This is a genomic window from Amycolatopsis sp. lyj-23, from assembly GCF_046549135.1.
Classification (GTDB): domain Bacteria; phylum Actinomycetota; class Actinomycetes; order Mycobacteriales; family Pseudonocardiaceae; genus Amycolatopsis.
Window position 1 is genome coordinate 32,153 of record NZ_JAJPWN010000017.1, and the last position, 22,792, is coordinate 54,944.

Sequence of the window (22,792 nt, forward strand, 5' to 3'; positions counted from 1 at the left end):
ACGCCGCAGCATCTGCGCGATCAGGGTCAGCGCCACGGCGGCATCGGACAGTACGACGAGAACACAGTGGCGGACACGGTTGCCCGGGTAGTTTTGCCATCAGGTCCTCCTTCTCGCAGCGTTAGCGGTTCGTGCGCTGGGACCGGGGTTCTGGCCGCCGCAGAACCGGCAGTGTTGGGCGGAGCAGAGGGTCGACCGATGCGCGAGGACTTCCATGACGATGTCTCGGCTGTGGTCGTGGTCATGGCACGTCGTGGCTATCCGGTTGATCTCGGCGGTGACATCTCCGGCTTGGTCGCCGGCCAAGAGCATCACGCCGAAGGGGGACAGGATGTCGCCTACGAACGTTCGCGTGTAACCGTTTCTGGTGGTCACCGCTGTCATCTGGCCGGACGGCGGCGGGAGGAGGTGTTCGAAGCCATAGATGCGGAGGCTGACGTGCGTCAGCCCGGTCAGGTAGATCAGGTGCCGTACTTGTCCGGTGACGATGTCCGATCCGGGGGCGAAGGCGGCGAGCCGGTACAGCGCAGCTTCACTCAGGATCACCTCCACCCGAGGGGCTCCCCGACCGCTGATAGCAGTGACCCGCCACGGATGGAGGCGCATCCACAGGCGTCCCCGCCTCGCCGGAGCGTACTGACAGCAAAGCCGGGCGTACGCTGTCGTTTTGACAAGGTCGGGGATATTTTCCCCGCCGTAGCATGTGATCTGCGCCGCGTTGTTCTCGCAGAGAGCTTGACGCAGCGCGATGAGTGCAGGGTTCATGCGGCCCTCGAATCGTTAGCCGCGCTGCCGATGCCCCGAATTGCGCGGAAGCGGTCGGAGGGAACCGGTGCGTCCGGTCGGGGCTCGGCGTCACCGGGCTGGTCGGGATGACCTGCGCGCGTGCGAGTGCGAGCGACCAGCGCAACGCGCAGGGATAAGCCGGCGCCGTCGGAGCCCGCAGCGAACGGCAAGCCGCACCCGTCGGCCAAGTGCACGAGATCCCGTAACTGACGATCGACTCCGTCGGCGTCTTCGACAGCGATCGGTCCGCCGTCGTCGGTGTTCCGAGCGGCGAGCCCGCCGGCGTGGGTGTCGCACTCATCGCCGCGAGCGGATGCGGTGAGCTGGCTGATGGCCGCAAGGCTCCCGGCCGGTGCAGCGTCGAGCAGCGCCACGATGACGGCGAGGGGGATGCTGGCTGGGCGGAGCAGTCCGGTGGCCAGGATGCCCAGCGGGGCGGGGCCGGTAAGCAGCCGGGCCACCGCGAGCTCGGCCGCGATGTCGTGGTGGCGGTGAGCGGGCAGGTGGAGGACGTTGGCGCGGTCGGCGGCTGCGCCGTGGTCGATGACGGTGTGCAGGTGCCGGGTGATCAGGTCGTGCTCAATCACCACGATCTGCGCGCCCGCGTCGTGCAGGTCCGCCAGCGTGGACGAGCCGGCCCAGATCGGGAATCCGCCGGTGCCGAGGATCAGGAACCGACGTAGGCCGCGCGCGAGCATGGTGTGCGCGGCCGTTCTGTCCCAGGTGGCGGCGGTGGCCGCGAGACGGGGCAGGTGCGGATGGTCGGCGATGAGGGCGTTGCCGCAATCGCGGTCAATGACGCTGTTGTGGCTGTAGCCGAGCAAGTAGTCGACGATCGCGTCCAGGCGTGGGCTCTCGATATCGAGGACCGCCCCATCGGCGGGACGAGGTTCTGCACTGCATTCGGAGTCAGGCAACATCGGCTGTCCCCTCTTTTTCGTGTGGCGGGGCGGGTGTGTGGAACGGAATGTGGGCCAGCGCGCACACGTCGAGCCGGGCGATCTCGGGAACCGGCAACGGCGGGCCGGAGGGCCACCACTGGTGACAGGGCACGAATCCGGGTTCGACGACTTCGGCGCCGGAGGAGATGATCTGGGTGCCGGCCAGCATCGCGTTCAGCTCGGTCCGGGTCGCGCAGCCGCCACCGAACAGCGGTGGTCGCCGCAGTGCGTCGCCCAGTTGCTGCACCGTCGCTCGCCAGCTGGGCGTGTGCGGATCGAGCAGGTGCGTGAGCCCGATGAACGACCCGGCCGGCAGATACCCGATGTGGTCGCGGACCGCCGCGGCGGCGTGCTCGCGGTCGCCCGGGAACAGGGAGACATGCCCGATCAGCAGAAAGCCGACCGGTTCTGCGGGCTCGAGGGGAACGTCTCGGGCGATCGTGGGCCACAGCATGTGGGCGTGGAGGGGATCGACGTCGACGACGTGGATCATGTCCGGGTCCGCGGTGGTCGCGTACGTGCGGTACCGGGCAGCCAGCGCCACGTCGGGTTCGACGAACACCAGCGTCGGCGCATCAAGGCCGCAGGACCGCAGGATCGGCACGAATGCTTGCCGGTCTGGCATGCCGGCTCCGGCGATGACGATCTGCCGGACGCCGACGTGGTGGGTGAGGAACCGGACCGCGCGTTCGGCGAAGCCTTGCTCGGCGCGGAACAGGTAGCCGACCTCCGGGGAGACGCCGAGCAGCGTGCGCGCGGCGGTGCGGTCGATGTTGCCGGCGTCTGGGCTGTCGCTGAAGTAGGACGACATGCGCGTCCACGATGCCCGTGTCGGCTCCGTCGCGTGTGGTGACTTGTTCTGGTTCATGTGTATCCCCATGGCCTGCTCGTTGACGGCGAGCGAGCGATGTCGTGACAAGAGATTCGGGCGTCTGCGCGGTGGGAGGAGTGGGTGCCGGTCGGCGCGTCCCTGAGGATGCCGACCGGCACCCCACATCGCGTCCTGAACTTGTCGAGCCCGGTGGCCCCAGTCCGCGATGTGTTGGCCTGCCATTTCTTGGAATCGGGCGTCCGCAGCGAACTAACGTCCGGTTCCCCTGTGAAGAAATGCCAGGTCCCCTTGTGCCGTTCCGCGTGTGATGTCGGGTCGCACACGGAACCCTCGTTCGGCGAGCCGGCACGGCTCACCGAAATCTTCGTGTGAATCTGCGGTTGCACCACGCTTAGCCCGACCGGCTCCGTTTCCGTCTCAGTCGAATTCGGGCGTCTGGGAGCGGCGGTTCGCTGTTTGGCTGCGATGACTCGGGCGTCATCGGTATCGCCTGGGAGAAGCCCGCCATCCGCGTTCGCGCATCCGGCGAGCTAGCGCGTTCGGTACCGGTGGTTGCTGGCCGGTCGGCGGTTCTCAGTCGATCGGGTCCAACACGGGCGGGTTGTGGGTGGCGGCGGTGGGTGTGCAGGGCAGCAGTCGGTGGATGTGCTGCCTGATCCAGCCCGTGTAGGACCTGAGGTCGGTGTAGATGGCTGCGCTGCCGCAGAACTTGGCGATGGTGCGGGAGGCCGCGCCGAGCAGGTGCCAGTCGCCGCCGTGGCGCTGTAGAAGGCCGGAGTCGGAGTCGCCGTTGCAGAGGCCGCCACCGGTCGGCGGGAGACCGGCGCACCGCTCGCCGGTGCCGCCCGGAGCGCACGTGCTCGCCCGCAGGAGCGGGACGTCGAGTTGGCTGAGCTGGGCGGGTGCGGGGCCGGTCCAGGCTGCGGGGTCGGTGGTGATGCCCCAGCCGATCGCTCGTGCGGGCTGCCATAGCCACGCGGGGCGGTGCGGGCGGGGCGGACGCCGTCGACGTGGCCGGCGAATCGGAGGAGGGACGCGTCCCAGATTTTGCCGTCCTTGTCGGCCTGGCCCAGCCCGCCGGGACCACGATCTTCGCTGGCGTAGGCGACCGGAGCGGGGGTGCCGCCGACGATCCGCGGGGATGCCGTGGCGGTGGGCGGTGCGGTGGCAGGTGTGCCGGTGTCGGCGGTCGCGGCGGAGACGCCGGTCAGCATCGGCGCCAGGGCTATTACGAGTGTCTTTCTGAGACGCACGATCGACAATGTCCCTTCACAGTCAAGGTTTCGCGTGGCCGTCGGATGCGGCGCACGCAGGTGGTTCCTGGCCGTGCTCAGGAGCCGTGAGCACGGCGAGGCACCGATTGGTCACCCGCGATCCGCGAAGGCCGGTTGCTGGACCCCCGGGATCGGGAGTGGGTGACCGGCCACCCGGGGTAGCCGGTCGTGTCCGGGCAACCGGTGTCCTCGCGCAGGTATCCCGTTTTGCGCGAGGGCGCCGGTCCCGGGTCCCTGCCCGTCCGCGACGTCGGGGCATGGACGGGGCAGGAAGTCAGGTGCCTGCTGGCCGCCAGGGCGGGTCGGGTAGTTCGTGGTCGGGTCCTGGTTTCTGGGTGAGGACCGCGGCGTTGAGATGTCCGCAGACCGGTGGGTTGGGTGGCCCGTCGGGATACCAGTCGAATGCGGGGACGATCCCGGGAGGCACGAGTTCGGTGCCTGCGACCATCGCTTCGATCTCGCTGCGGGTGGCGAGAGTTCCGGTCCCGGGGCCGACGACGCGCAGTGCTTTCTCGAACTCGATGGCGTGGGCGGCCATCTCGGGATGTTCGGGGACGATCAGGTGCGTCATCGCCAGGAACGATCCGATGGGCAGGTGTCCGATGTGTTCCTGCACTGCTTGCGCGACCTCGGTGCGGCTGCCGCCGTGAAACGACATCACACCGGCCAGGATCAACGCCATCCGTTCGTACTGGGGATGAATCGATGCAGGGCATTCACGGTTGGGTCCGCAGAGGCTGTCCCACATCGCCGTGGGGTTCCAGGGATCGGCGCCGAGGACGTAGACGAAGTCCCGTTCGTCGGCGATGGTGCACAGCACTGCACGGGTCAACGGGTCCCGTTCCACGTAGATGACGTTGGCGCGGTTGCGAGCCCGGTGGTTGTTCTCGCAGCGGCGGACGTAGGAGTGCAGGTCATCGCCGGTCAGGTTGGGAAGTCCGACGCCTGCGATCACGAAAGTATCGACGCCGTGGTACTTGATCAGGTAGTTGACGGCCCGATCGAGGAATTCGCGCTCGGCCCGGAAGACGAACCCCGCGTCCGGGACGCGCTGCAAAATCGTGCGGGCAGCGTGCCGTTCGTTGAGGTGAGCGTCTTTGCCGGATGGGATGCGGCGGCCGTCGCTGAAGCCCTCGCGGAAGGCGTCGTAGAGATAGGCGAGGTTCACGCGGTCGGGGTTGGCGCCGCACGGAGTCCACCACGCCGGTACCTTCGTGACCGGCGGGCGGACAGGGGACGGCTTGTGTTTCTGGGTCATGGGCGTACCGGTGCTTCGGTGGAGAGGAGCATGATCAGGTGTGCAACGCTGAGCCGGCAGCGGTCCGCCGTTGCCGCCAGGACGTTGGTGCTCAGTCCGCCGGTCGGTCCTATTCCGGCGTCGAGCATGTTTCCTGCCACGCGGGCTGCAGGACGTAGGGTGTCGAGTCGGGTGGCGGCCAAGGCGACGAGATCGACCGTGAGGGCGGGATTCCAGCAGATGCGGCGTTCAGCCCGGGCCAGCAGTTCGGAGGGCCGCAGCTGGTAGAGCTGGCAGGCGTCGCCGAGCTGGCGAAGTGACATCGAGCGGGAGGCTTTCTCCCACGTGCGGAGAGTTCTCGTCAGGGCTGGGTCGCCCGACCAGGTGGCGAGCGCAGGGCGGGACCAGCCGCGGCTCTCTCGTTGCCGCTGTAGTTCCGCGCCTACGGCGTGGGCGAGTTCGCCGGTGTCGGTCGTGGTCATCGGGATCGTCCAAGGGTTCCTGGTGCTTCGGTTGTCGTGTCGGGGCTGGTGTTGTCGTCACGGCATCGCGGTTTTTCGCACGTCACGGCGGCTGAGGTGTCGCGGTAGTGGGGGCGGCGGGAGCGTGCGGCCGTGACGGTGTCGCGTCGGGATTTCTCTGAGGCGCAGGCGGGTGCGAGCACGCCGGTGGCGTCGAATGTGGCGTCGTCGACGCGGTGGATCCGGGGATGGTTGGTGGAGGGAGACCGCAAAACGGTCGCGGTCGGCCGAGTGTCGCTGTCGCGGCTGGCGTCGCAAATCCGCTGGCGATCACCCACCGACGCGGACTGGTGTCCCGGTCGCGTCCTCGTGTTCGGCGTGGCCGGAGGACGCCGCTGCATGGTCTGCGTCGTGGTGCCGTCGGTCATGTAGATTCACCGTCCGATCGGTCGCCGCTGGTCGTGTTGTGATCGACGCCGGCCTGGTGGTTGCCGAGCGGGTTGGTCGCAGCGATTGCCGCGGGGGATAGCTCGGCGGCGAGTCGGTAGAGCCGCCCGGCGGCTTGCGCGCAATCCTCTGCGAGTGCGACGGTTTCCTCCGCTGTCAGGTCAGCTTTGGGCGGGGTACCTACGATGTGCTCGGCGAGGCCCAATGATGTCCGCAGTTCGTGGACCACCTCGGCGGCGACCTGCCGAGGGTCGCCGGTTGGCTGCTCGTGGCGCGCGCAGGCGTGGATGAGGACCTGCGCTCCGGCTCCGATCATGTCGTAGCCGAGTCTGCGGTACCACGTCCAGTCATGCCGGTCGCGCTCGCCGTGGGCCAGGCGTAGCAGCGCGTCGGTGTACGCGTCGGCGATCAGGCCGGCCAGTCGTATCGGCGGTGTGCCCGGCTTATCCGGCAAGCCGTCGGAGTCAGTCATGAGTGTTCCGGTGAGGTTGTCTGCTAAACGGCAACGTGGGCGATGGCGGGTGGAAATCCGACGGTGTTCCGTCGGAAGCTGGATGCGCCTCGACCGCCCGGGAGGTTGGGAGTTCGCGTTCGGTCGAGGCGCGCAGTCCGGACGGGAGGGAGGTGTCCACATCGCCTGTCCGGGCTGGTTTTCGGGGTGCGGATTGTCGGTTGGGGATGGTGGCGAACTGCCGTCGCGCGCGGTGCTGGGCCCATGGCTGTTCTACGGTGTCCAGAGGGGCGGCGCCGAGCCGATGACGAGGCGGGGGGCGCGTGGGTCGCTGGGCGCGGGTAGCTCGACGAGCTGGTGGAGGATGGTGAGGGCGTCGCCGTCTTGTTCCCAGACCTTCCCGCCTGCGTGATCCATGCGTATGGCGGCGGCGTCGGTCTGGCTTTTGATGCGGACGGCGTCGACGAAGCCGTCGGTGTCCCAGGTGAACGCGCCGTTGATCCGTTCAAGGAGGCCGCCGTCGCCGAACTTAGGTTGGAACTCCCAGGGGCGGTTGAGCAGAGTCATGAACGGCTCGATGGCGGGCTTGTCCCAGAGGAACGCGAACGGACTCGTGATGAGTGCGGTCATCGGCGTCCACATCCTGAGTCGTCGAATTGCGCGCGGCGCGCAGGGGCGTTCCGGCTGCCAGTGGCGCGTGCCCGCTTTCGGCCGGCTGCCCATTGCTGGGTCAGGCCGATGGCGAAAGCGATGGCGAACAGGGCGGTAAAGACGATCGGCAGTAGCGTTGCCAGTGATTCGTAGTCCACTGTCATGGTGCGCTCCTCCCAATCACCGTTGTCACGTGTCGCTGGCTAAGCAATCGGTCCCGCCGCGGATCAGGCTGCTGAATTCGGCTATCGGGTAGCCTGGTCGCTACGGGGCGTGATGGGAACTGAATCGCCGTTCGCAACTGTTCGCAGCGGGACGGGAGATTGTGTACGAGCTGGGTGATCGGCTGCGGGTGGCACGGGAGGCCGCCGGGATCAGCCTGTCGAGGATGGCGGCGAAGACGCACTACAGCAAGACCTACCTTTGGCAGCTGGAGCACGGTGAACGCACCGTCAACCCGGACCACGTGACGGCCTACTCGCGCGCGCTGAATGTCGGCGTCGACGCGTTGTACGGACCGTCGCTGGACCCGCTGCGGCTGGCCCACGAGTGGCTGGTCTCCGACACGCCGGTGGCGGTGCACCGCGCGGCCGGTCGACGGGTCGGCCGCAGCCTGGCCGAAAATCTGGAGCACCGCGTCATCGAGCTTCGTCACCTGGACGACACGGTCGGCGGAGGCGATCTGAGCCCGCTGGTTCAACGCGAGCTGGCTGAGGCTGCTGACGTCGTGAACAGCGGAAGTTACACCGAGCAGGTCGGCCGACGGTTGCGCGTGGTGGTCGGTGAGCTCGCGCAGCTGGCCGGCTGGGTCGCCAGCGACGCCGGAGCGTACCTGCAGGCCGAGCGCACCTACCTTGACGGTGTTTCCGCAGCCCGCGAGGCCGGAGATACTGCGCTGGTCGGCCAGCTGTTCTCGTCGCTCGCTTACCAGATGGCCAACGTGGGTGACCCGGCCGACGCTCAGCTGCTCGCCAAGAGCGCAGTAACCGGTGCCCGACGAGCCTCGCCGGTGGTGCGCACCCTCCTGCTGGAACGCCTCGCTTGGGCCAGCGCCAGGGCCCGCGACCGGGACGCCACCCGGCGCGCGCTGGACGAGGTCGACATCGCGTTCGACCAGCGGACCGTCGACGTTCCGGAGCCCGAATGGGTGTATTGGATGTCGCGGGATGAGATCGACGTTATGGCGGGCCGGTGCCTGATTGACCTGGGCGACCCGGTTGCCGCGGCGCCGCTGCTGACGGGTGCGATCGATCGTTACGACGACGCGCACGTCCGTGAGATGGCGTTGTATCGCACGTGGCTGGCGGAGTCGTTCGCTCGTGCTGGCGAGGTCGACGCGGCACGTGAGGCTCTCGACAGGGCGAGAACTGACGCCGCAAATGTCACTTCCGCGCGGCTCGTGCGCCGGATCGGCGAGATTGAGCTGCTCGTCCGCGATCGGTGAAGTCTGCTCCGAAGCGGTACTGCTGAACGTTCGGTTCGCAGCGTCCGGCCCCGCACCATCACATGGGTCACCCCATGAACGTGTTGGGACGTCGGCCTCCGTTGTCATGCTCTAAGCGTCGATCAACTGACGCACTGCCAAGAGGGCACACTGGGGGGCATTCTGCGACACTCGGGGGCAGACTGGCCTCGTTCCCGCTGGTCACTGAGGTACAGTCGGTTCGCACCTCAGAGAGGACGCCGGAGTGGGTATGCCGAACGACAAGCTGCGCGTCAAGCGTGAAGCAACGCCGTCGTGCGCCAAACCCGGCGAAGTAATGTCTCGGTCCGAACTTGCTGAAGCCGTCAACGCGTACCTATGGGAGGCCAGGGGGCAGCGGTACAACCTGGACGCTCACGCCATCAAGCGATATGAAAGCGGAAAGGTGGGCTGGCCAGGAGACGCGTACCGCGAGGGTCTCCGCGCAGTACTTGCGGCAGCAACCGATGCAGATCTGGGGTTTCGGCCGACCCGCCGGGGACGCCTTCGCGGCGCGCACAAGAGCACGACGCCGACGAACATGACCCATGACTTGCTAGGCACTGTCGACCTGGGGCTGAGTCCCGCTGACTTCCTTGCTCGGGTTTCGGTAGAGACTCCGATTCCTCGCCGTATCGGGTGGACCGACGTTGACCACGTACGGGCTACGACCCGTGCAGTAGCGCTGTCGGAGAACCTCTTCGGAGGCGGCCTGTCATGCGAAGCCGCGATCGCACAACTTCGATGGGCGGCTCGGCTAATCGAAGTTCAGGCTTCAGATGAAGTTCGCTATGCGATTTTCGAATCCGTAGGAAACCTTAGTAGCGTTGTTGCTTACTCGGCCTTCGATGTCGGAGATTACGACGCCGCAGACAAATATTTCAAATTCGCGCTCTGGTGCGCTGATCAAGGGAAGTCCTGGGCGCTGCGCGCGAACACGCTTGCGGAAATGGCGCGTAAGTCGGCATACGTCGGCGACCTGGACGGTGCCTTGTCGCTCATCGAGTTCGCGCAAGTCAGATCGGATCGCGTATCTGCTACCGCTAGAGCCATGCTGTGGGCGATCCGCGCGCGAGTGCTCGCCCTAACCAACCGTACGAACGAAGCTATCGCCGATGTCCGCCACGCTGATGCGTACTTCGCCGATCGTGACCCGTCGTCTGATCCGCCTTGGTTGTGCTACTACGACGAAGCGGAGCACCAGGGAAGCACAGGAAAGGCATTGATCTCGGTGGCACGCGCGCGGAAAAAGGTCGAACTTGCCGCTCCGCGGTTGGAAATCGCTATCCGCCTGCAGGGCTCGGAGTACCGACGATCACGCACGTTCTCCAGAACCCGACTCGCGGCACTCTTGATGGCTGCCGGTGATCCTCGTGAAGCCGTGCTGATCGGTCAGCAGGCGGTTGTTGACGCAGCATCGTTGCGGTCTCAACGAATCGTCGAAGAACTCAACGGCCTAGCGCGAGCTTCGAAAAAATACGTTGGTATAGGAGACGTCGCAGAGTTGCGGCAGGACATCGCTTCACTGGCCCGGACTGGCACCTGAGACGATCGACAGCGTGTCTAAGAACCGGATGGCCGCCGATGACGCGTTAGCGGACGCCGCCCGCACCGCCGGGCTCGACATAACAGGGGCTGAGTTGATTCGCGACGGCTCCAATGTCATGTTCCGCCTCCAAGATGGGGTGGTCGCGAGGATCGGGCGACCTGGTACGCAGGATGTGGCCGATCGTGAAGTGAAGGTGTCACGATGGCTCACCCAATGCGGGCTGACGGTGGTGCAGGCCGTGGCAGACGTGCCACAACCAATCGTCGTGGGTGATCGACCAGTTACCTGGTGGAGGCTGCTGCCCGAGCATCGGCCAGCCACGCCGGCAGAGTTAGGTGCTGTCCTCCGTTCATTCCACGCGCTACCTGCTCCCACGTACCTAGATCTACCCGAGCATGACCCGTTCGCGCACCTGGATCAGCGCATCACAGATACGCCCGGATTGGACGATGACGAGCGCGCCTGGCTTCAAGACCACCTTGTTCAGCTGGACGGGCGCTACCGCGCGATCGCGGCTGAACCAGGTGGGGCAATCCACGGCGATGCGTGGCAGGGCAACGTCGCCGTACCGGACTCGAGCCCGCCGATTCTGCTCGATCTGGAGATGGTCTCCATCGGCCGGCGCGAGTGGGACTTGATCCAGATCGCAGTGGACTATACCGATTTCGCCCGGATAAATTCGAAAGAGTACGACTCGTTCGTTACCGCGTACGGCGGCAGCGACGTAACCGAGATTCCTGACTACCGCACCTTCGCAGACATCCAAGAGTTGCGATGGGTGTGCTTCGCTTTGAGCAAGGTGGAGGACCGCCCTGATGCTGCCGAGCAGGTGAGGCACCGGATCGCGTGCATACGCGGTGATGTACCTCGTCCTTGGTCCTGGGACGCAATTTAGCAACACGCACGCGCGGGACAAGGCGCTTTACCCGACGTGGCTCGCCACGTCCTACCTGCACGCCCATGAGGTCGAGGAGGCCGCCACGACCCTGGCGCGCGCCAGCGACCTGGCCGCCGGAGTGAGTTCGGTGTGCCCGGCCTTTCGGAATGAGACGGTCGCCCGCCAGCTGGTGCGAGCTGGCCGCCGGGGCGGTGGCGAGCAGCGACAGGATGACGGCCAGGGGGAGGCTGGCCGGACGGGGAAGTCCGGTGGCGAGAATCCCCAGCGGAGCGGGCCCGGTCAGCAGCCGGGCCACCGCGGGGCCGGTCGGACGGGCTGTTCTGACTTCCGGCCGGTAGGTTCGTCGCGTGCCCACCACCGCGCTCGGCTCAGCGCCCGGCGATCCCGGCGACATCGTCGCGGTCGTCGGCCGGCACGTGGCACTGGCGTCGCACGCCGGCGACCGGTTGCGCGCGGATTGCCCCCGGCAAGCTTGATCCGGACAAGGTGGAGGAGCTTCGCGCCACGTTGCCTCCTTCGGTTCCGGAGCCGTCCCTTGGGATGCGACTCGCTGCTACCCGTGCTGCTCCCGAAGGGGTACAGCGTCACCGTGTACGGTCCCGATGGCCGCGGCGAGGAGCTCAGCCTATCCGGGCGACGTCGCGCAATCGCCGGAAGGGGGGAACATCGCGTAATGCTACCTAGGTAAGTTTCATCACCCTACCTAGGTAGAGTTTGTGTCGTGACTGGACCACGGATGACGCCGCAGACGATCGCGGTGCTGCGCGTGCTGCTGGAAGACCCCGCGGCGCCGTGCTACGGCCTGGAGATCGTCCGGGCGTCCGGGCTGAAGACCGGCACGGTGCACCCGATCCTGCGCCGCCTGGAACAGGCGGGGCTGATCGAGAGCTTCTGGGAGGACCCGGCCGACCACGAGAACGAAGGCCGTCCTCGGCGCCGCTACTACCGCTTCGCCGGCCACGGCGCCACCACCACTGCCTACCAGGCCGTCAACCCGGATCACGTGACGGCCTGCTCGCGCGCGTTGAATGTCGGCGTCGACGCGTTGTACGGACCGTCGCCGGACCCGCTGCGGCTGGCGCACGAGTGGCTGGTCTCCGACACGCCGGTGGCGGTGCACCGCGGGGCCGGTCGAAGGGTCGGCTGCAGCCTGGCCGAATGTATGGAGCACCGCGTCATCGCGCGTCGTCACCTGGACGACACGGTCGGTGGAGGCGATTTGAATCCGCTGGTCCAACGCGGGCTGGCCGCGGCGGCGAAGACCGCCATGAACGCGATGGCGACGATCACGATCACGCCGCCGACAACCAAGGCGCAGCCGACGAGGACCTTCACGAGGTCGATTGGCCGAGTCGGCCGAACTGGGTAGGGCCCGTTCTGGTGACCGGTCATCGCGGGTCAGCACCTCGAACAGGTCCCCGTCGAACGTGCCGGCCTCCGGCGTGTCTTCCCGGGGACGCGGGAGCCGTGCCCAGACGTAAGCTGCGCACGCCTGACAGGTGGATCCATACTGGGGCAGCATGGGGTACGGCTGGATGCTGGGTCGGTCGTGTTCCAGCGGGAACGGCGCGCTGCGCAGGCACCAGGGCCTCAGCAGCTCACGGCGTGGATCGTCCAGCTCGGTGAGCCGGTAGAGGTGTGCCCAGCCGTCGGCTTCGAAGACGCGCCACTGCCAGCGTGGTCCTGGCGTAGGTGGGCGGCGGCCCGGGAGCCGGTCGAGAGGCGCGGTCACTGCCAAGGCTCCGGCAACGGACGGGGCGGATGCAACATCGGCCAGTACGCCGTGAGGACCCGCTTGGCGGCGGCATGGTCCGCGCTCGTCAGCCTCTCACCGGTCTTGCGAGGGCGAGCCAGTTGACGGAACGCGGTCTCCAGCTCCGGAGAGACTTCGTCAGAGCTAGCCGAGAGTGGCGGCACGGAGTGGGCGGCTTCTTGGTCGGGCCGGTCATTTGAAACCTGCCGATCAGCCTCGTTGCCTCCCTCAGCGGGGAGGGTGTCACTATCACGCGCCGTCACATCACGAACGGTAGGAGTGATCTTCGCCTAGCCGTTCACAATCTGTTAACTCACTCGAAGGCGTGCTTTCAGGCTGTCCAGCTCCCATGCGCGCCGACGTGCGCGAGCGTCCAGCTCGGCGACGACCTCGAACGCAAGAGGATCGTGTCGGATCCGCAGGGGCGCGACGCGGTCGGCCAGATCAAGATGGCGGATGGCCTCTCCATCTCGGGCGCCTTCAGCCTGCACGTATGCGCGGGCAAGGTCGAAGTGCAGGGCGGCCTTTCGCTCGGCCGAGGTGAGGCCCGCATCGAAGTTCTCCATGCGTGTGATCTGCTCGGCACGCTCAGGGCCGGTGCCGAGTTCGACGGCCAGGGAAAGGCTCCACGCTTGGACGTTGGAGGGGCCGAAGTCGTAATGGAGTGTGCTGCGCTCGCCGGTTCGAGCAGCTAGCTCGGAGGCTGCGGTCAGATGCGTCTCGGCAGTGGCGGCGTCATGGTCCTTCGCGGCCAGCTGCGCGGACGCGAGGTGCAGCATGCCGGCGGCTTCAGCTGGAGCGGTGTCGGATGCAGACGGGTCCGCATCCGACACCGCATCGAGGGCCAAGCTGGTGACGCGCTGTGCGCGGTAGCGAGCACCCATGCGGCCAAGGACGACCGATGCTGACATGGCGGCGAAGCCGCCGAGCGCGGGATCCTCCAGCCGTTGAGCGGCTTCCTGAGCGCGCCGAGCCGCGACCACGGCCAGGTCGTTGTTTCCGAGCGTGCGGGCAGCTCCGATAGCGACGATGCAAGCTTCCGTGAGGGCGCGGAGGGCGGCTCGGCGTGTGTTGGTATCGCCGGTCACGGCGTGCACGTGAAGTTCCGATAGGAGATCCCCGAGGGCGTGGCCGGCCAGGCCGTATCGGGAGTCCGCCGACGCCGCGTTCGCTCTCGATGCGAGTCGCGCCAACTCACCGACCGGGCGGACACGGATATCGTTTGGAACATCGTCGAGTGTTGCGTCGAAGAGGGCGACGGAGATCGGCGGTAGGGAGGCCAACGCTTCGGCGCTGGCCTGGTCGCCTGGCAAATATGGTTGCCCGGTGAGGTCAGCGACTGCGCAGCCGAGCGCACCGGCTAGGTCTTCGAGCAGTCCGCGGCGCTCGAACCGACGCTTGCCGTTTTCCAGCATGGACCAGTACGCCTTGCTGATTCCAGCCAGCCCAGCCGCCGTGTCGATGCTCATGCCGCGGCGCCGGCGGATCTTCCCGAGCCGTTCACCGATCTCGACATGGTCCATTCGAACCACCCACTTCGCGAAGTTGACCTCTTCGCGTACCCCCAGCCCGTCGACCAGGGGGTGTTCCTCCGCGAAGAGGCGAGGTTCATCTTACTCGACCGCCCAGTCACCCAGTGTGACTTGTAGTCAGCCTGTCGGATCGTTCATCGTAGGCGGCAGCAAGTGACTCCAGAAGAGATCGGCCAGGGGCTCGCTGCGTCGGTCGCGAGTGTCGCGGCTAGCGCAAGTTCCCTCGGCCAAGCTGCGCAGTCCATCGACCAGGCTAAGCAAGCCCTCAGCGCCGCGACGACCGGCACGAGGGCGACCGAGATCGCTAACGGCGGTAGCCTTCTCGCATTTGCATTGGACTGGATCTCCGTCGTCAAGTCGACCATCAAGTCGGCTGTGACAAGCATCAGCAACTACAAAAAGCAGGTAAGTGGAGCGGATACTCCGGAAGGAGAAGGGAGGCGTCCCAAATCCGCTTCCTCGTCACCGCCTTCCTCTACTGGAGGGGCACAGGAGCCTCCGAGTGTTGCGGCATGCCTACTGGACGTCTGCAAGAATCGTTTCGCCTCTCCCCGGAGGCGATTCACAGATTGGAAGGGCTTTCGTCTTGGAAACCGATTGCGGCGCCAACGGCCGAATTGATAACCATGGCCAGGTGCGGCTGTTGGTGACGGGAGGCGGGACAGGTGGTCACACTTATCCGGCCTTGACGGCCGTTCGCACGACACGGTCCCGGGTCGAGGCTGATGGATCGTCGGCAGTGTTCCTGTGGGTGGGTACGGGTGGCGGGCTGGAGGCGCGGACAGCTGAGCGCGAGGGCATCCCGTTCCAGGCGGTGGCCACAGGCAAGGTCCGGCGTGCGCGTAACCCGTTGAAGATGCTGTCGTGGGTCAACCTGAGGGACATGGGGAGGGTGCCGCTGGGTGTCGGTCAGGCGGTCCGCGCAGTGCGCGCGTTTCGGCCTGATGTCGTGCTCGCGACCGGTGGGTACGTCTCTGTTCCGGTGAGTCTGGCGGCATGGGTCTGCCGGCGGCCGCTGGTGGTGCACGAGCAGACGGTGAGGTTGGGTCTGGCCAACCGGCTGCTGGCCCGAGTCGCTACGGCCGTGGCTGTGTCGTCAGCCTCGACGCTGCCGCTGCTGCCGGCACGTGTGCGGAAGCGCGCGGTCGTGACGGGGAACCCGGTGCGGCCGGAGATCCTGGACGGTCATGCCGACAAGGCGATCGCGCGACTGGTGCTGGACCTGTTCGACCGGGCGCGGCCGACCGTGTACGTAACGGGCGGCGCGCAGGGCGCGGCCCAGATCAACGGCATCGTCGGCGACCTCCTGCCCTGGCTGCTGGAGCAGGCGAACGTGATCCACCAGTGTGGTCCGACGGCGGTGTCGATGATGCAGTCGGCCACGGAGGCCTTGCCGAAGGAGCTGGCCGGGCGGTACTTGCCGGTCGGGTTCGTGGGGGCAGAGCTGCCTGACGTGTTCGCGCTGGCGGACGTGGTGGTCTCACGCAGCGGGGCCGGGACGATCGCCGAGCTGACGGCGCTGGGGGTGCCGTCGGTGCTGGTTCCGCTGGCCTCGTCGGCCGGGGGAGAGCAGGCGCACAACGCCCGCCAGCTCGCCGAGGCGGGCGCCGCCACCGCGCTGCTCGACAAGGTGACTCCGGACGCCCTGCGCGACGCTCTCGAGCCGCTGCTGGCTGACCCCGCGCGCCGACGCGAGATGGCTGATAAGGCCCGCGAGCACGGACGCCCGGACGCAGGAGAGCGTTTAGTCGATGTCGTTCTGGACCTCGCTCGGTCCGGTGGCCGCTGACGCTGAGCCGGAGCAGTAGCCGCCACCGACCCTATGCGGCCGTTTGTGCGGTTTGGCCCAGTAAGGCGCGAATCCACTCGGTTCGGTCGCCGAACCGATGGTTGTCGCGTCTGTGGTGGGTCGTCGCGAGCTGTCGATCTTGCGGCCCGGATCGACCATGCGACGATGAGCGCCGAGTCGGACCGATCACGGCTGTGCGATCGGAAGGAAGAACTGCACGGGGTTGGCCAGGCCGTCCTGTCGGGCTGGCCCGAGCCTGTCGTCCACGACGATGCCTCGATGGCAACGTAGTGGGCATCGAATCGGGCGAGGCCCTAATACGCGACGCCCGAGAGTTCCGGACGACGCGCGTGATCGTTCAGGCTGCCGTCGCGACCCTGGGCGCGCAGGAATAGGCGACGCTCGGAGTCGCGCGTCAGCGTGCTGGCGGCGCCGCGCCGAGCGCGGGCTGGTCAGCACAGCCGTAAGGGGTCGCCGTAGCATTCGCGGAATTTCGGGCGGATATACCCCTGACCAGCGACTTCGTGGTCAGGACCGCTGGACGCCAGCTTCCGCCGCCGCCACCTCGCCGTGCACCACGGCGAGGCTGACACCGACGCCCCGCGAGATCTCGCGCAGGGACTGCCCTTCGGCACGGCGAGCGAGGATCGCGCGCCGCTTGTCCTCGTCGACGACGCGAGGCCGGCCGCCGGTGCGGCCATGCCGGGCGGCGGATTCGAGGCCGTTGCGGGTCTTGCGGACGATGTCGCGGCGCCGGTCCTCGGCCAGCGCGAGCGCTAGGTCAAGGATCAGGCTGCGCTCGGTGTGTTCGCCGGCGGCGATGCCTTCGAGGATCTTGACCGCGACGCCCTGCTCGAACAGCTCGTTGAGCATGATCAGGCCCTCCAGGAGGTTGCGGCCGAGCCGGTCGGCTTCCTGGACGGTGAGCATGTCGCCGGGGCGCATATAATCCAGCGCGGCCCGCAGGTCCGGGCGGTCGGCGACCTTGAGCTTGCCGCTGATCTTCTCCTCGAACACCTTCACACAGATCGGGTCGAGGTCGTCGTGCTGGCGCTGGGTCTCCTGCTTGCTCGTGCTGATGAGATGCGTCGTCGAAATGTCACTGGACATGCGTCACTTCAGTGTCAGTAACGTCGTCCGTAACGCAGTCATCGCGTTGGTACGCCGAGCGGCGACGGGTTGACCACCACAGGTCCGAGGCGGTGGGTGTCCCCGGCGCCCCAGAGCTCGGCGGCGCCGGAGCCTTTCCGTCGCGCTCCTGAGTCACGTTCCAATACAGCGTCGCCCGAAGCCGATCATTATCGATGCATCGATGCACGCCTCCGGGCAATTCCTCTTCGGCTACCCGCTCCCGGACAACTAGCGGGTGACGCCGGGCCGCTCCGTGTCCCGGTCGAGGTGCATCGTGTTGGTGAGGTGCGCTGTCCCGGCGGTGTGACGGCGCGGGACCGGGATCGGCGGGCGCTCCAGCACCGGATGCGCCGAGGCAGCAGCGGGTGCGGTGTGGACGACGGCGGCCGCGATGGCACGAGCGCTGGTGGCCATCACGGCTTTGCCGTCGCGGCACAGGATCAACGGGGTGGCGAACCAGAACATTCCGGTCCACCAGTTGATCACTGCTGCGGCGTGTGCCTGCTCGGAGGTGACCGGGTGCCAGCCGGGCCGGGTCAGCCGCCGCAGCAAACCTTGCTGCGGCGCTGTCAGCAGCGTCAGCACGATGTGGAGATCTTCGCGCACGTGCGGCACGTCGACCCAATGGCGACTCGGTGTGTTGGCGAACTCGGCGCGACCCATCGGTGACCCCTTCACCTTGTGTAATCCAGCGCCCGGTCCGTTCGCGTCGAAACCGTCGAAGGCGCACCCCGCAGTTAGCAGGTACCCCGCCGTCAGGTTGCGGACACGTCTGCTGCCCAAAAGGGGTCCGCGGGGATACGGGAGAACCTGCCCGGCAGCCAGGCTGGGCCTGGTCAGGGTGTCGGCCGGCGTGCGGCAGAGCGAGCCGGCCCAGGTGTGCTGCCTGCACGGAAGAGGGCCCGTGGCGGGTGCCTCTGATACTCCCGCACCGCTTCGGCGCAGATCCTGTGGTTAGGCTGGCGCCCCGACGAACCGGGGCCGGTCAGCGGCCGTCCGCGAGGAGCAGCCGCCGCCATGTCAGCCGACCGTGCCGAGGCCCGTACCCGTCATCCCCGCCACCAGCGCCGCGGTGAGGCCCGGCTGCCCGCCGCCGTCGCGACGCTCGTGGCCATCGCGCTCTACCTGGCCCTGCCGGAACAGCTGCTGGTCGCGCCCCGGTTCGTGGTGCCCGCGCTGGAGATCGCACTGCTGGTGCCGCTGATCGCGATCAACCCGCGGCGCGTCACACGGCAGACCCGGCTCTCCCGGATCCTCTCGCTGGCGCTGGTCGCGGTCGTCGCGCTCAGCAACCTGGGCGCGCTCGGGTTGCTCATCCACGACCTGGTCGCCGGCGCGGCCGGCGACGGCAAAGCCTTGCTGCTGGGGGCGTTGCAGGTGTGGCTGACCAACGTGATCGCGTTCGGCCTGGCCTACTGGGAACTGGACCGGGGCGGCCCGGTCAAGCGCACCCAGTCCGGCCGGGCCGACCTGCCGCTCGCCGACTTCCGTTTCTCGCAGGACGAGAACGCCGACACCGTCGAAGAGGTCGCCGAGGGCTCCAGCGTCAAGTCCGACTGGGTGCCGGCCCTGCTGGACTACTTGTACGTGTCGGTGACCAACTCGACGGCGTTCAGTCCCACCGACACGATGCCGCTGTCCTCGCGGGCGAAGGTGCTGATGGCGGTGCAGAGCGTCGCGGCGCTGCTAACGTCGTTGCTGGTCATCGCCCGCGCGGTCAGCGTCTTGAAGTGACAACCCGGCGTACTGCGGCGGGGCGGGCGCGGCAAGGGTGGCCCGCATCATCGTGGCCAGGGTCGCACTGAGGCGGCCGGTGCTGCAACTGCGGCAGACGGTGGTGTGAGATCGGGTTGTGACAGTGTCGTGGAACGACCCGGGTGACCCCGTTGCCGAGGTGGAGCAGCTCAAGGCCGCGCTGGTGACCCGGCCGGTGATCGAGCAGGCGAAGGGCATGGTCATGCTGTCGCGGACCTGCACCGCCGAGGAGGCGTTCGCCGTTCTGCGGGAAATTTCCCAGCACACCCAGGTCACGGTGCGCGACGTCGCAGCGGTGATCGTCGCGGCCGGCAGCCGAGCGCAGCAGAGTGCCGAGCCGGGGAACCTCGCGCAGACCACGGTCGCCGCGGTGCTGCAGGAAGCCCGGCGGTACCTGCCGGACCTGTCGCCGCGCTGAGCCGCGACTCGTGCGCCAGAACGATTGTCGGCCCCGTGGGGGAAGGCGGCTGAACTTCGGCTTCGGTCGATCTCGCGTGGGGTGTAGAGGTGCCTCGATCGGGTATGACCGGTGCGGCGGCCCGGCCGGTTAAGCAGCCAGCCGCCCGGGCCGCCGCGAGCTGGCGGGAGCTGACCGGGCGGGTGTACCCGCGGTCAGCAGGGGTGTTCAGGTGTGGACCGGGGTGATCGAGGGCATCACCCTGGGAGTGTGTGACTGGGCGCCGTCTTCGGTTCGGCTTGGCACACCGCAGTCCGAAAGGACGACCCCGTGCCTGACATGACATCCGTACCAGCTCCCACCTCCCGCGAAGGGTCGGTGACCGAGGCGTTCGTCGAGCTCGCCGACACTCTGACAGCCGGTTTTGATCCGGTGCGGTATCTGCAGATGTTCGCCCGGCGGTGTGCGGAACTGGTGGGCGTGGCCGCGGCCGCGGTGACCGTGTTCGACGAGCACGGCGCTGTGCAGACCGTGGCGGCGTCGTGCCGGGCAGCGCAGCTGCTGTCTCTGGTGGAGACGCAGGCCGGGGAGGGGCCGGGGGTGGAGTGTGTCCGCACCGGAGAGGCGGTGGCGAGCCCGCGGTTGTCGCTCGAGCGGCGGTGGCCGGCGTTCACCGCCGCTGCCGCCGGCTGCGGTTACCGGGCCGCGCACAGCCTGCCGGTGCGGCGAGGCCGGTACAGCGTCGGCGTGCTGACCCTGCTCAGCACCGAAGATGAGCCTGTCGGCGACAACGGCCTGCGGATGGGGCAAGGGCTGGCCGACATGGCGGCGGTGGCGTTGCTGCAGCGCCGCACGATCGATCGCGGCAACCTGTTGGCCGGGCAATTGCAGACCGCGTTGAGCAGCAGAGTCGTCATCGAACAGGCCAAAGGGGTTCTTGCCGCCCACGCCGGGCTGGACATGGGTGCCGCGTTCGCCGTGCTGCGCGGCTACGCCCGTGCCCACCATCAGCGGCTGGCCGATCTCGCCGCAGCGGTGGTGTCGGGTGCCGCCGACCTCGACGTCCTCTGCGGCAGCCGTCCTCACTCCAGCTTCTCCGTCGGCTTGGCGTAACCGCCTCGGGATCACTAAGTCCCGGGGCGAGTGCGGTAGGAGGGCCGCCGGGATACGGCGAAAGGGGCAGTGAGTCCTGTCGTGAAAGGGGAGGCGTCACCGCGTTGCCCGGGTGTACGTCACCGAATTTAGCAGGTCGGCGGCAACGAGTGTCCGTGGCGCGCGGCGAGGATGTGCGGACGCCGCCCGGTCGGGTGCCGCCGGCCGCCGGACCGGAAGATCCCGGTAGATCCGCGGGCAGCTATGCGACGGTTGCCGAGATCTGCCGGGAGGACTGCAGGTCGTGCCACACTTGAGGGATGCGCTGCGCGAGGTGGCTGGTTCCGGTGGTGGGCGGTGCGGTGTGGATCGGTTCCTGGTACCTGATGTACCTCGAGATCACGCGGTGGCATCACGTGAAGCCGTCTTTGGCGGTCAACACGCCTCATCCGGGTCAGCCGCTGATCCTGCTCTACATCGCGTGCATCAGCGCGCCCCTGGCGGTCCTGGTCAGCGTGGTCCGCTCTCTCGGGTCCGCCGCTCGATGATCCGCGGCTCACCGCCGCGGTGAACGCAGTGATCGTCGCCGCTGACCTCGCGGCGGCGTATGCGCAGGTCTACGCGTCGCCTCGGTGCCAGATTCCCCCCGCAGCCGCGGTCGCGGCCCATCAGCCCACACCTCTGGGGCCGGCACCGACCTTCCCGGACGGCACGCAGCACCCCGGCAATGTCGGCCGGTCGTGCTGGGGCAGCACCTCCGGTCAGCGCAGCGCGCGCGGCCTGGTGGTCATCGGGGTGCTCGAAAGTCACCCCCCTCATCGTGGTCTCGCGACCTCACAGTGCCCTCGACCGGCCCGTAGAGGAGATGTCAGCCAGGTGCCTGGAAACGGGCTTTCTTGTGGGTGCCGTCGCAGAACGGCTTGACCGCGGAATGCCCGCAACGGCACAACGCCACGGTGGCCCGCCCGGGGTCGATGACCTGCCCGTCCTGAGTGCGCAAGTCGAAGTCTCCGCGCACGATCAACGGACCGTCCCGATACGGCGTAATCACTGCTCGTCCGCCCGCCTGCTGTTGCGCGTCCGCTTCAGCGGTCACCGGCGTCACGTAGCGCTGCTCGCAGTCGGGCCACGGGGAATGATCGGGTGGTGGGGTGGGTGCGGTCGCCTCGCTCATGCCGCGGCGACCGCCGCCCGGTCGCGCAGGGCGCTGCGCCCGGCGGCCCAGTGCGCCAGCACCTGCGTGGCCCAGTGGGCTTCGACGGCCAGGCCTGCCGCGGCGCCGAAGAGGACCGTGCCGGTCTGCTCGGGGTAGTGCCGCGCGAAGCCTCCGCAGAGATCGTGTGCGGCGATCTGCTCGTGCACGGCGTCGGCTTGCACGTGCTCGTCGTAGTAGCGGGCCGCCGCCGGGCTGTAACCGAGGCGTCGCAGGCCGGTGCCGTAGCGGCGATTGGGCAGCGACGAGGTCATCTCGAACACCGCCAGCTGCCCCAGCAGCGCTCCCAGCAGCCGCCGATGCAGGGCGAACAGCGACATCATGTTGCTGACCGCCAGCGTGGCGGCCGGGACCTGATCGACGTAGGCACCGTAGGCATCGTCGAGGTCCAGCGCGCGCATCAGCGTCCGGAACAGCTCCGAATGCATCCGCTGCGGATGTCCGCCGCCGTACTCGTCGGCCTGGATTTCCACCAGCGCGGCCTTCACCGGGCTGGGCAGGCGCGGCAGGGCGAAGCTGTGCGGGTCGGCCTCTTTGAGGTGGTAGATCGAGCGGTGCACCACGAACTCGCGGAACTGCTCCACGCTGGCCTCACGCTGCAGGAACCCGGACAATCCGGGCCCTGGGTCGTTCTCGACCAGGCCGGTCAGCGCCTCGGGCACCTCGGCGGGGGCGGTCGTGCCGGCGGGGAGCATCGGGTGGACCAGGTCGCGTAGTCCGGTTTCCAGGCGGTGCTCCAGTGCGTGACGCAGCCGCATCAGCGGCAGCGAGTCTTCCCAGCTGGGATCGACGTGCTCGAATCCCTGGTAGGACAGCTCATAGCAGGTCCACAGCGCTACCTGCAGGTCCTCCTCGGCCAGCACATCCTGACCCGCGCTTCCGTCGCTGAGGGCGTAGCGGGGAAACGGCGCATCCGCCGGGCGGGCCAGGACCTCCGTCAGCATCGCGCTGAGCGGGCCTCTCGGTGTCGGTAACCGCACGACAGCCTCCACAGTGGACATGACAGCGATCATGGAAGAAGTACCCCATGAGGGGAGGACCTACTCACGGCTGTGACATATCGCGAAGCGGCCGGCTTGCCCCCAGGGATGCCCTCACCAGGGGAAGCCGGCCACCTTCACGCGCAGCGGGTGTCATCGGG

At 67.8% G+C, this 22,792-nt stretch carries 24 protein-coding genes; 11 read left to right on the forward strand and 13 right to left on the reverse strand.

What is annotated here, in order from left to right:
• Positions 1 to 99 precede the first annotated feature (99 nt).
• The 5 genes from ACLJPY_RS35905 to ACLJPY_RS35925 form a co-directional block, all read right to left on the reverse strand.
• Positions 100 to 765 carry a Scr1 family TA system antitoxin-like transcriptional regulator gene (locus ACLJPY_RS35905; RefSeq protein WP_410595444.1) on the reverse strand — a complete coding sequence of 222 codons (666 nt, stop codon included), beginning with the start codon at positions 763 to 765 and terminating at the stop codon, positions 100 to 102.
• A complete protein-coding gene (locus ACLJPY_RS35910) occupies positions 762 to 1,706 on the reverse strand; it encodes an SAM-dependent methyltransferase (protein WP_410595445.1) in 945 nt (314 codons plus the stop codon). Before ACLJPY_RS35910 ends, ACLJPY_RS35905 begins: the two co-directional genes overlap by 4 nt.
• Positions 1,696 to 2,781, reverse strand: a complete 1,086-nt coding sequence (locus ACLJPY_RS35915; protein ID WP_410595446.1) for an SAM-dependent methyltransferase — start codon at positions 2,779 to 2,781, stop codon at positions 1,696 to 1,698. Before ACLJPY_RS35915 ends, ACLJPY_RS35910 begins: the two co-directional genes overlap by 11 nt.
• 1,326 nt (positions 2,782 to 4,107) lie before the next feature.
• On the reverse strand, positions 4,108 to 5,091 hold the full coding sequence (locus tag ACLJPY_RS35920; protein ID WP_410595447.1) for an SAM-dependent methyltransferase: 984 nt from the start codon (positions 5,089 to 5,091) through the stop codon (positions 4,108 to 4,110).
• Positions 5,088 to 5,552: a hypothetical protein gene (locus ACLJPY_RS35925; protein ID WP_410595448.1), complete on the reverse strand. Its 465-nt coding sequence runs from the start codon at positions 5,550 to 5,552 to the stop codon at positions 5,088 to 5,090. The genes ACLJPY_RS35920 and ACLJPY_RS35925 overlap by 4 nt, the downstream gene beginning before the upstream one ends.
• A gap of 132 nt (positions 5,553 to 5,684) precedes the next feature.
• Between ACLJPY_RS35925 and ACLJPY_RS35930 the strand changes: the two genes are divergently transcribed.
• Positions 5,685 to 5,963: a hypothetical protein gene (locus ACLJPY_RS35930; protein ID WP_410595449.1), complete on the forward strand. Its 279-nt coding sequence runs from the start codon at positions 5,685 to 5,687 to the stop codon at positions 5,961 to 5,963.
• Here ACLJPY_RS35930 and ACLJPY_RS35935 read toward each other — a convergent pair.
• From ACLJPY_RS35935 to ACLJPY_RS35945, 3 genes are all read right to left on the reverse strand, one after another.
• The gene (locus tag ACLJPY_RS35935; RefSeq protein ID WP_410595450.1) at positions 5,956 to 6,450 is read right to left on the reverse strand and encodes a hypothetical protein; all 495 of its coding nucleotides are present in this window, start codon (positions 6,448 to 6,450) and stop codon (positions 5,956 to 5,958) included. The genes ACLJPY_RS35930 and ACLJPY_RS35935 overlap by 8 nt on opposite strands.
• Before the next feature lie 252 nt (positions 6,451 to 6,702).
• Positions 6,703 to 7,059, reverse strand: coding sequence for a hypothetical protein (locus ACLJPY_RS35940; protein WP_410595451.1), 357 nt, complete (start codon positions 7,057 to 7,059; stop codon positions 6,703 to 6,705).
• Positions 7,056 to 7,244 carry a hypothetical protein gene (locus ACLJPY_RS35945; protein WP_410595452.1) on the reverse strand — a complete coding sequence of 63 codons (189 nt, stop codon included), beginning with the start codon at positions 7,242 to 7,244 and terminating at the stop codon, positions 7,056 to 7,058. Before ACLJPY_RS35945 ends, ACLJPY_RS35940 begins: the two co-directional genes overlap by 4 nt.
• Before the next feature lie 161 nt (positions 7,245 to 7,405).
• On the opposite strand from ACLJPY_RS35945, the gene ACLJPY_RS35950 reads away from it, so the two are divergent.
• The 5 genes from ACLJPY_RS35950 to ACLJPY_RS35970 all read left to right on the forward strand — a co-directional run bounded on the left by ACLJPY_RS35950 (position 7,406) and on the right by ACLJPY_RS35970 (position 12,358).
• Entirely contained in the window at positions 7,406 to 8,524 is a 1,119-nt protein-coding gene (locus tag ACLJPY_RS35950) for a helix-turn-helix domain-containing protein (RefSeq protein ID WP_410595453.1), read from the forward strand.
• A 250-nt stretch (positions 8,525 to 8,774) separates the two neighbouring features.
• Entirely contained in the window at positions 8,775 to 10,088 is a 1,314-nt protein-coding gene (locus ACLJPY_RS35955; RefSeq protein ID WP_410595454.1) for an XRE family transcriptional regulator, read from the forward strand.
• Positions 10,089 to 10,101: 13 nt separating this feature from the next.
• Positions 10,102 to 10,986: a phosphotransferase gene (locus ACLJPY_RS35960; RefSeq protein ID WP_410595455.1), complete on the forward strand. Its 885-nt coding sequence runs from the start codon at positions 10,102 to 10,104 to the stop codon at positions 10,984 to 10,986.
• Between the two features lie 350 nt (positions 10,987 to 11,336).
• Entirely contained in the window at positions 11,337 to 11,465 is a 129-nt protein-coding gene (locus ACLJPY_RS35965) for a hypothetical protein (RefSeq protein ID WP_410595456.1), read from the forward strand.
• 245 nt (positions 11,466 to 11,710) lie between these two features.
• Positions 11,711 to 12,358 carry a PadR family transcriptional regulator gene (locus ACLJPY_RS35970; RefSeq protein ID WP_410595457.1) on the forward strand — a complete coding sequence of 216 codons (648 nt, stop codon included), beginning with the start codon at positions 11,711 to 11,713 and terminating at the stop codon, positions 12,356 to 12,358.
• A 692-nt stretch (positions 12,359 to 13,050) separates the two neighbouring features.
• On the opposite strand, the gene ACLJPY_RS35975 is transcribed toward ACLJPY_RS35970, so the two are convergent.
• Positions 13,051 to 14,265: a helix-turn-helix domain-containing protein gene (locus ACLJPY_RS35975; protein ID WP_410595458.1), complete on the reverse strand. Its 1,215-nt coding sequence runs from the start codon at positions 14,263 to 14,265 to the stop codon at positions 13,051 to 13,053.
• A gap of 655 nt (positions 14,266 to 14,920) precedes the next feature.
• Here ACLJPY_RS35975 and ACLJPY_RS35980 point away from each other — a divergent pair.
• Positions 14,921 to 16,063 (forward strand): UDP-N-acetylglucosamine--N-acetylmuramyl-(pentapeptide) pyrophosphoryl-undecaprenol N-acetylglucosamine transferase, encoded by a 1,143-nt coding sequence (locus ACLJPY_RS35980; RefSeq protein WP_410595647.1) that lies wholly within the window; start codon positions 14,921 to 14,923, stop codon positions 16,061 to 16,063.
• A 528-nt stretch (positions 16,064 to 16,591) separates the two neighbouring features.
• Here the strand turns inward: ACLJPY_RS35980 and ACLJPY_RS35985 are convergent.
• Together ACLJPY_RS35985 and ACLJPY_RS35990 are read right to left on the reverse strand one after the other, a co-directional pair.
• Entirely contained in the window at positions 16,592 to 17,173 is a 582-nt protein-coding gene (locus tag ACLJPY_RS35985) for a recombinase family protein (RefSeq protein WP_410595459.1), read from the reverse strand.
• A gap of 249 nt (positions 17,174 to 17,422) precedes the next feature.
• Positions 17,423 to 17,800 carry a hypothetical protein gene (locus tag ACLJPY_RS35990; protein WP_410595460.1) on the reverse strand — a complete coding sequence of 126 codons (378 nt, stop codon included), beginning with the start codon at positions 17,798 to 17,800 and terminating at the stop codon, positions 17,423 to 17,425.
• Between the two features lie 411 nt (positions 17,801 to 18,211).
• Here ACLJPY_RS35990 and ACLJPY_RS35995 point away from each other — a divergent pair, with 411 nt between their 5' ends.
• The 4 genes from ACLJPY_RS35995 to ACLJPY_RS36010 all read left to right on the forward strand — a co-directional run bounded on the left by ACLJPY_RS35995 (position 18,212) and on the right by ACLJPY_RS36010 (position 20,986).
• Positions 18,212 to 18,928: a hypothetical protein gene (locus ACLJPY_RS35995; protein ID WP_410595461.1), complete on the forward strand. Its 717-nt coding sequence runs from the start codon at positions 18,212 to 18,214 to the stop codon at positions 18,926 to 18,928.
• Between the two features lie 118 nt (positions 18,929 to 19,046).
• A complete protein-coding gene (locus tag ACLJPY_RS36000) occupies positions 19,047 to 19,367 on the forward strand; it encodes an ANTAR domain-containing protein (RefSeq protein WP_410595462.1) in 321 nt (106 codons plus the stop codon).
• Between the two features lie 357 nt (positions 19,368 to 19,724).
• The gene (locus tag ACLJPY_RS36005) at positions 19,725 to 20,459 is read left to right on the forward strand and encodes a GAF and ANTAR domain-containing protein (protein WP_410595463.1); all 735 of its coding nucleotides are present in this window, start codon (positions 19,725 to 19,727) and stop codon (positions 20,457 to 20,459) included.
• 299 nt (positions 20,460 to 20,758) lie between these two features.
• Entirely contained in the window at positions 20,759 to 20,986 is a 228-nt protein-coding gene (locus ACLJPY_RS36010; RefSeq protein ID WP_410595464.1) for a hypothetical protein, read from the forward strand.
• A gap of 320 nt (positions 20,987 to 21,306) precedes the next feature.
• Here ACLJPY_RS36010 and ACLJPY_RS36015 read toward each other — a convergent pair whose 3' ends face one another.
• Entirely contained in the window at positions 21,307 to 21,612 is a 306-nt protein-coding gene (locus ACLJPY_RS36015) for a CDGSH iron-sulfur domain-containing protein (RefSeq protein ID WP_410595465.1), read from the reverse strand.
• Positions 21,609 to 22,595 (reverse strand): iron-containing redox enzyme family protein, encoded by a 987-nt coding sequence (locus ACLJPY_RS36020; RefSeq protein WP_410595466.1) that lies wholly within the window; start codon positions 22,593 to 22,595, stop codon positions 21,609 to 21,611. The genes ACLJPY_RS36015 and ACLJPY_RS36020 overlap by 4 nt, the downstream gene beginning before the upstream one ends.
• Positions 22,596 to 22,792 lie beyond the last annotated feature (197 nt).

Coding starts and splice junctions, on each gene's coding strand:
- ACLJPY_RS35995 (WP_410595461.1), top strand. CDS start 18,212: ATGTCAGCCGACCGTGCCGAGGCCCGTACCCGTCATCCCCGCCACCAG.
- ACLJPY_RS35920 (WP_410595447.1), bottom strand. CDS start 5,091: ATGACCCAGAAACACAAGCCGTCCCCTGTCCGCCCGCCGGTCACGAAG.
- ACLJPY_RS35915 (WP_410595446.1), bottom strand. CDS start 2,781: ATGGCAGGCCAACACATCGCGGACTGGGGCCACCGGGCTCGACAAGTT.
- ACLJPY_RS35975 (WP_410595458.1), bottom strand. CDS start 14,265: ATGGACCATGTCGAGATCGGTGAACGGCTCGGGAAGATCCGCCGGCGC.
- ACLJPY_RS35985 (WP_410595459.1), bottom strand. CDS start 17,173: ATGTCCAGTGACATTTCGACGACGCATCTCATCAGCACGAGCAAGCAG.
- ACLJPY_RS35955 (WP_410595454.1), top strand. CDS start 8,775: ATGCCGAACGACAAGCTGCGCGTCAAGCGTGAAGCAACGCCGTCGTGC.
- ACLJPY_RS35905 (WP_410595444.1), bottom strand. CDS start 765: ATGAACCCTGCACTCATCGCGCTGCGTCAAGCTCTCTGCGAGAACAAC.
- ACLJPY_RS36015 (WP_410595465.1), bottom strand. CDS start 21,612: ATGAGCGAGGCGACCGCACCCACCCCACCACCCGATCATTCCCCGTGG.
- ACLJPY_RS35925 (WP_410595448.1), bottom strand. CDS start 5,552: ATGACCACGACCGACACCGGCGAACTCGCCCACGCCGTAGGCGCGGAA.
- ACLJPY_RS35910 (WP_410595445.1), bottom strand. CDS start 1,706: ATGTTGCCTGACTCCGAATGCAGTGCAGAACCTCGTCCCGCCGATGGG.
- ACLJPY_RS35940 (WP_410595451.1), bottom strand. CDS start 7,059: ATGACCGCACTCATCACGAGTCCGTTCGCGTTCCTCTGGGACAAGCCC.
- ACLJPY_RS35935 (WP_410595450.1), bottom strand. CDS start 6,450: ATGACTGACTCCGACGGCTTGCCGGATAAGCCGGGCACACCGCCGATA.
- ACLJPY_RS36020 (WP_410595466.1), bottom strand. CDS start 22,595: ATGCTGACGGAGGTCCTGGCCCGCCCGGCGGATGCGCCGTTTCCCCGC.
- ACLJPY_RS35945 (WP_410595452.1), bottom strand. CDS start 7,244: ATGACAGTGGACTACGAATCACTGGCAACGCTACTGCCGATCGTCTTT.
- ACLJPY_RS36010 (WP_410595464.1), top strand. CDS start 20,759: ATGCGCTGCGCGAGGTGGCTGGTTCCGGTGGTGGGCGGTGCGGTGTGG.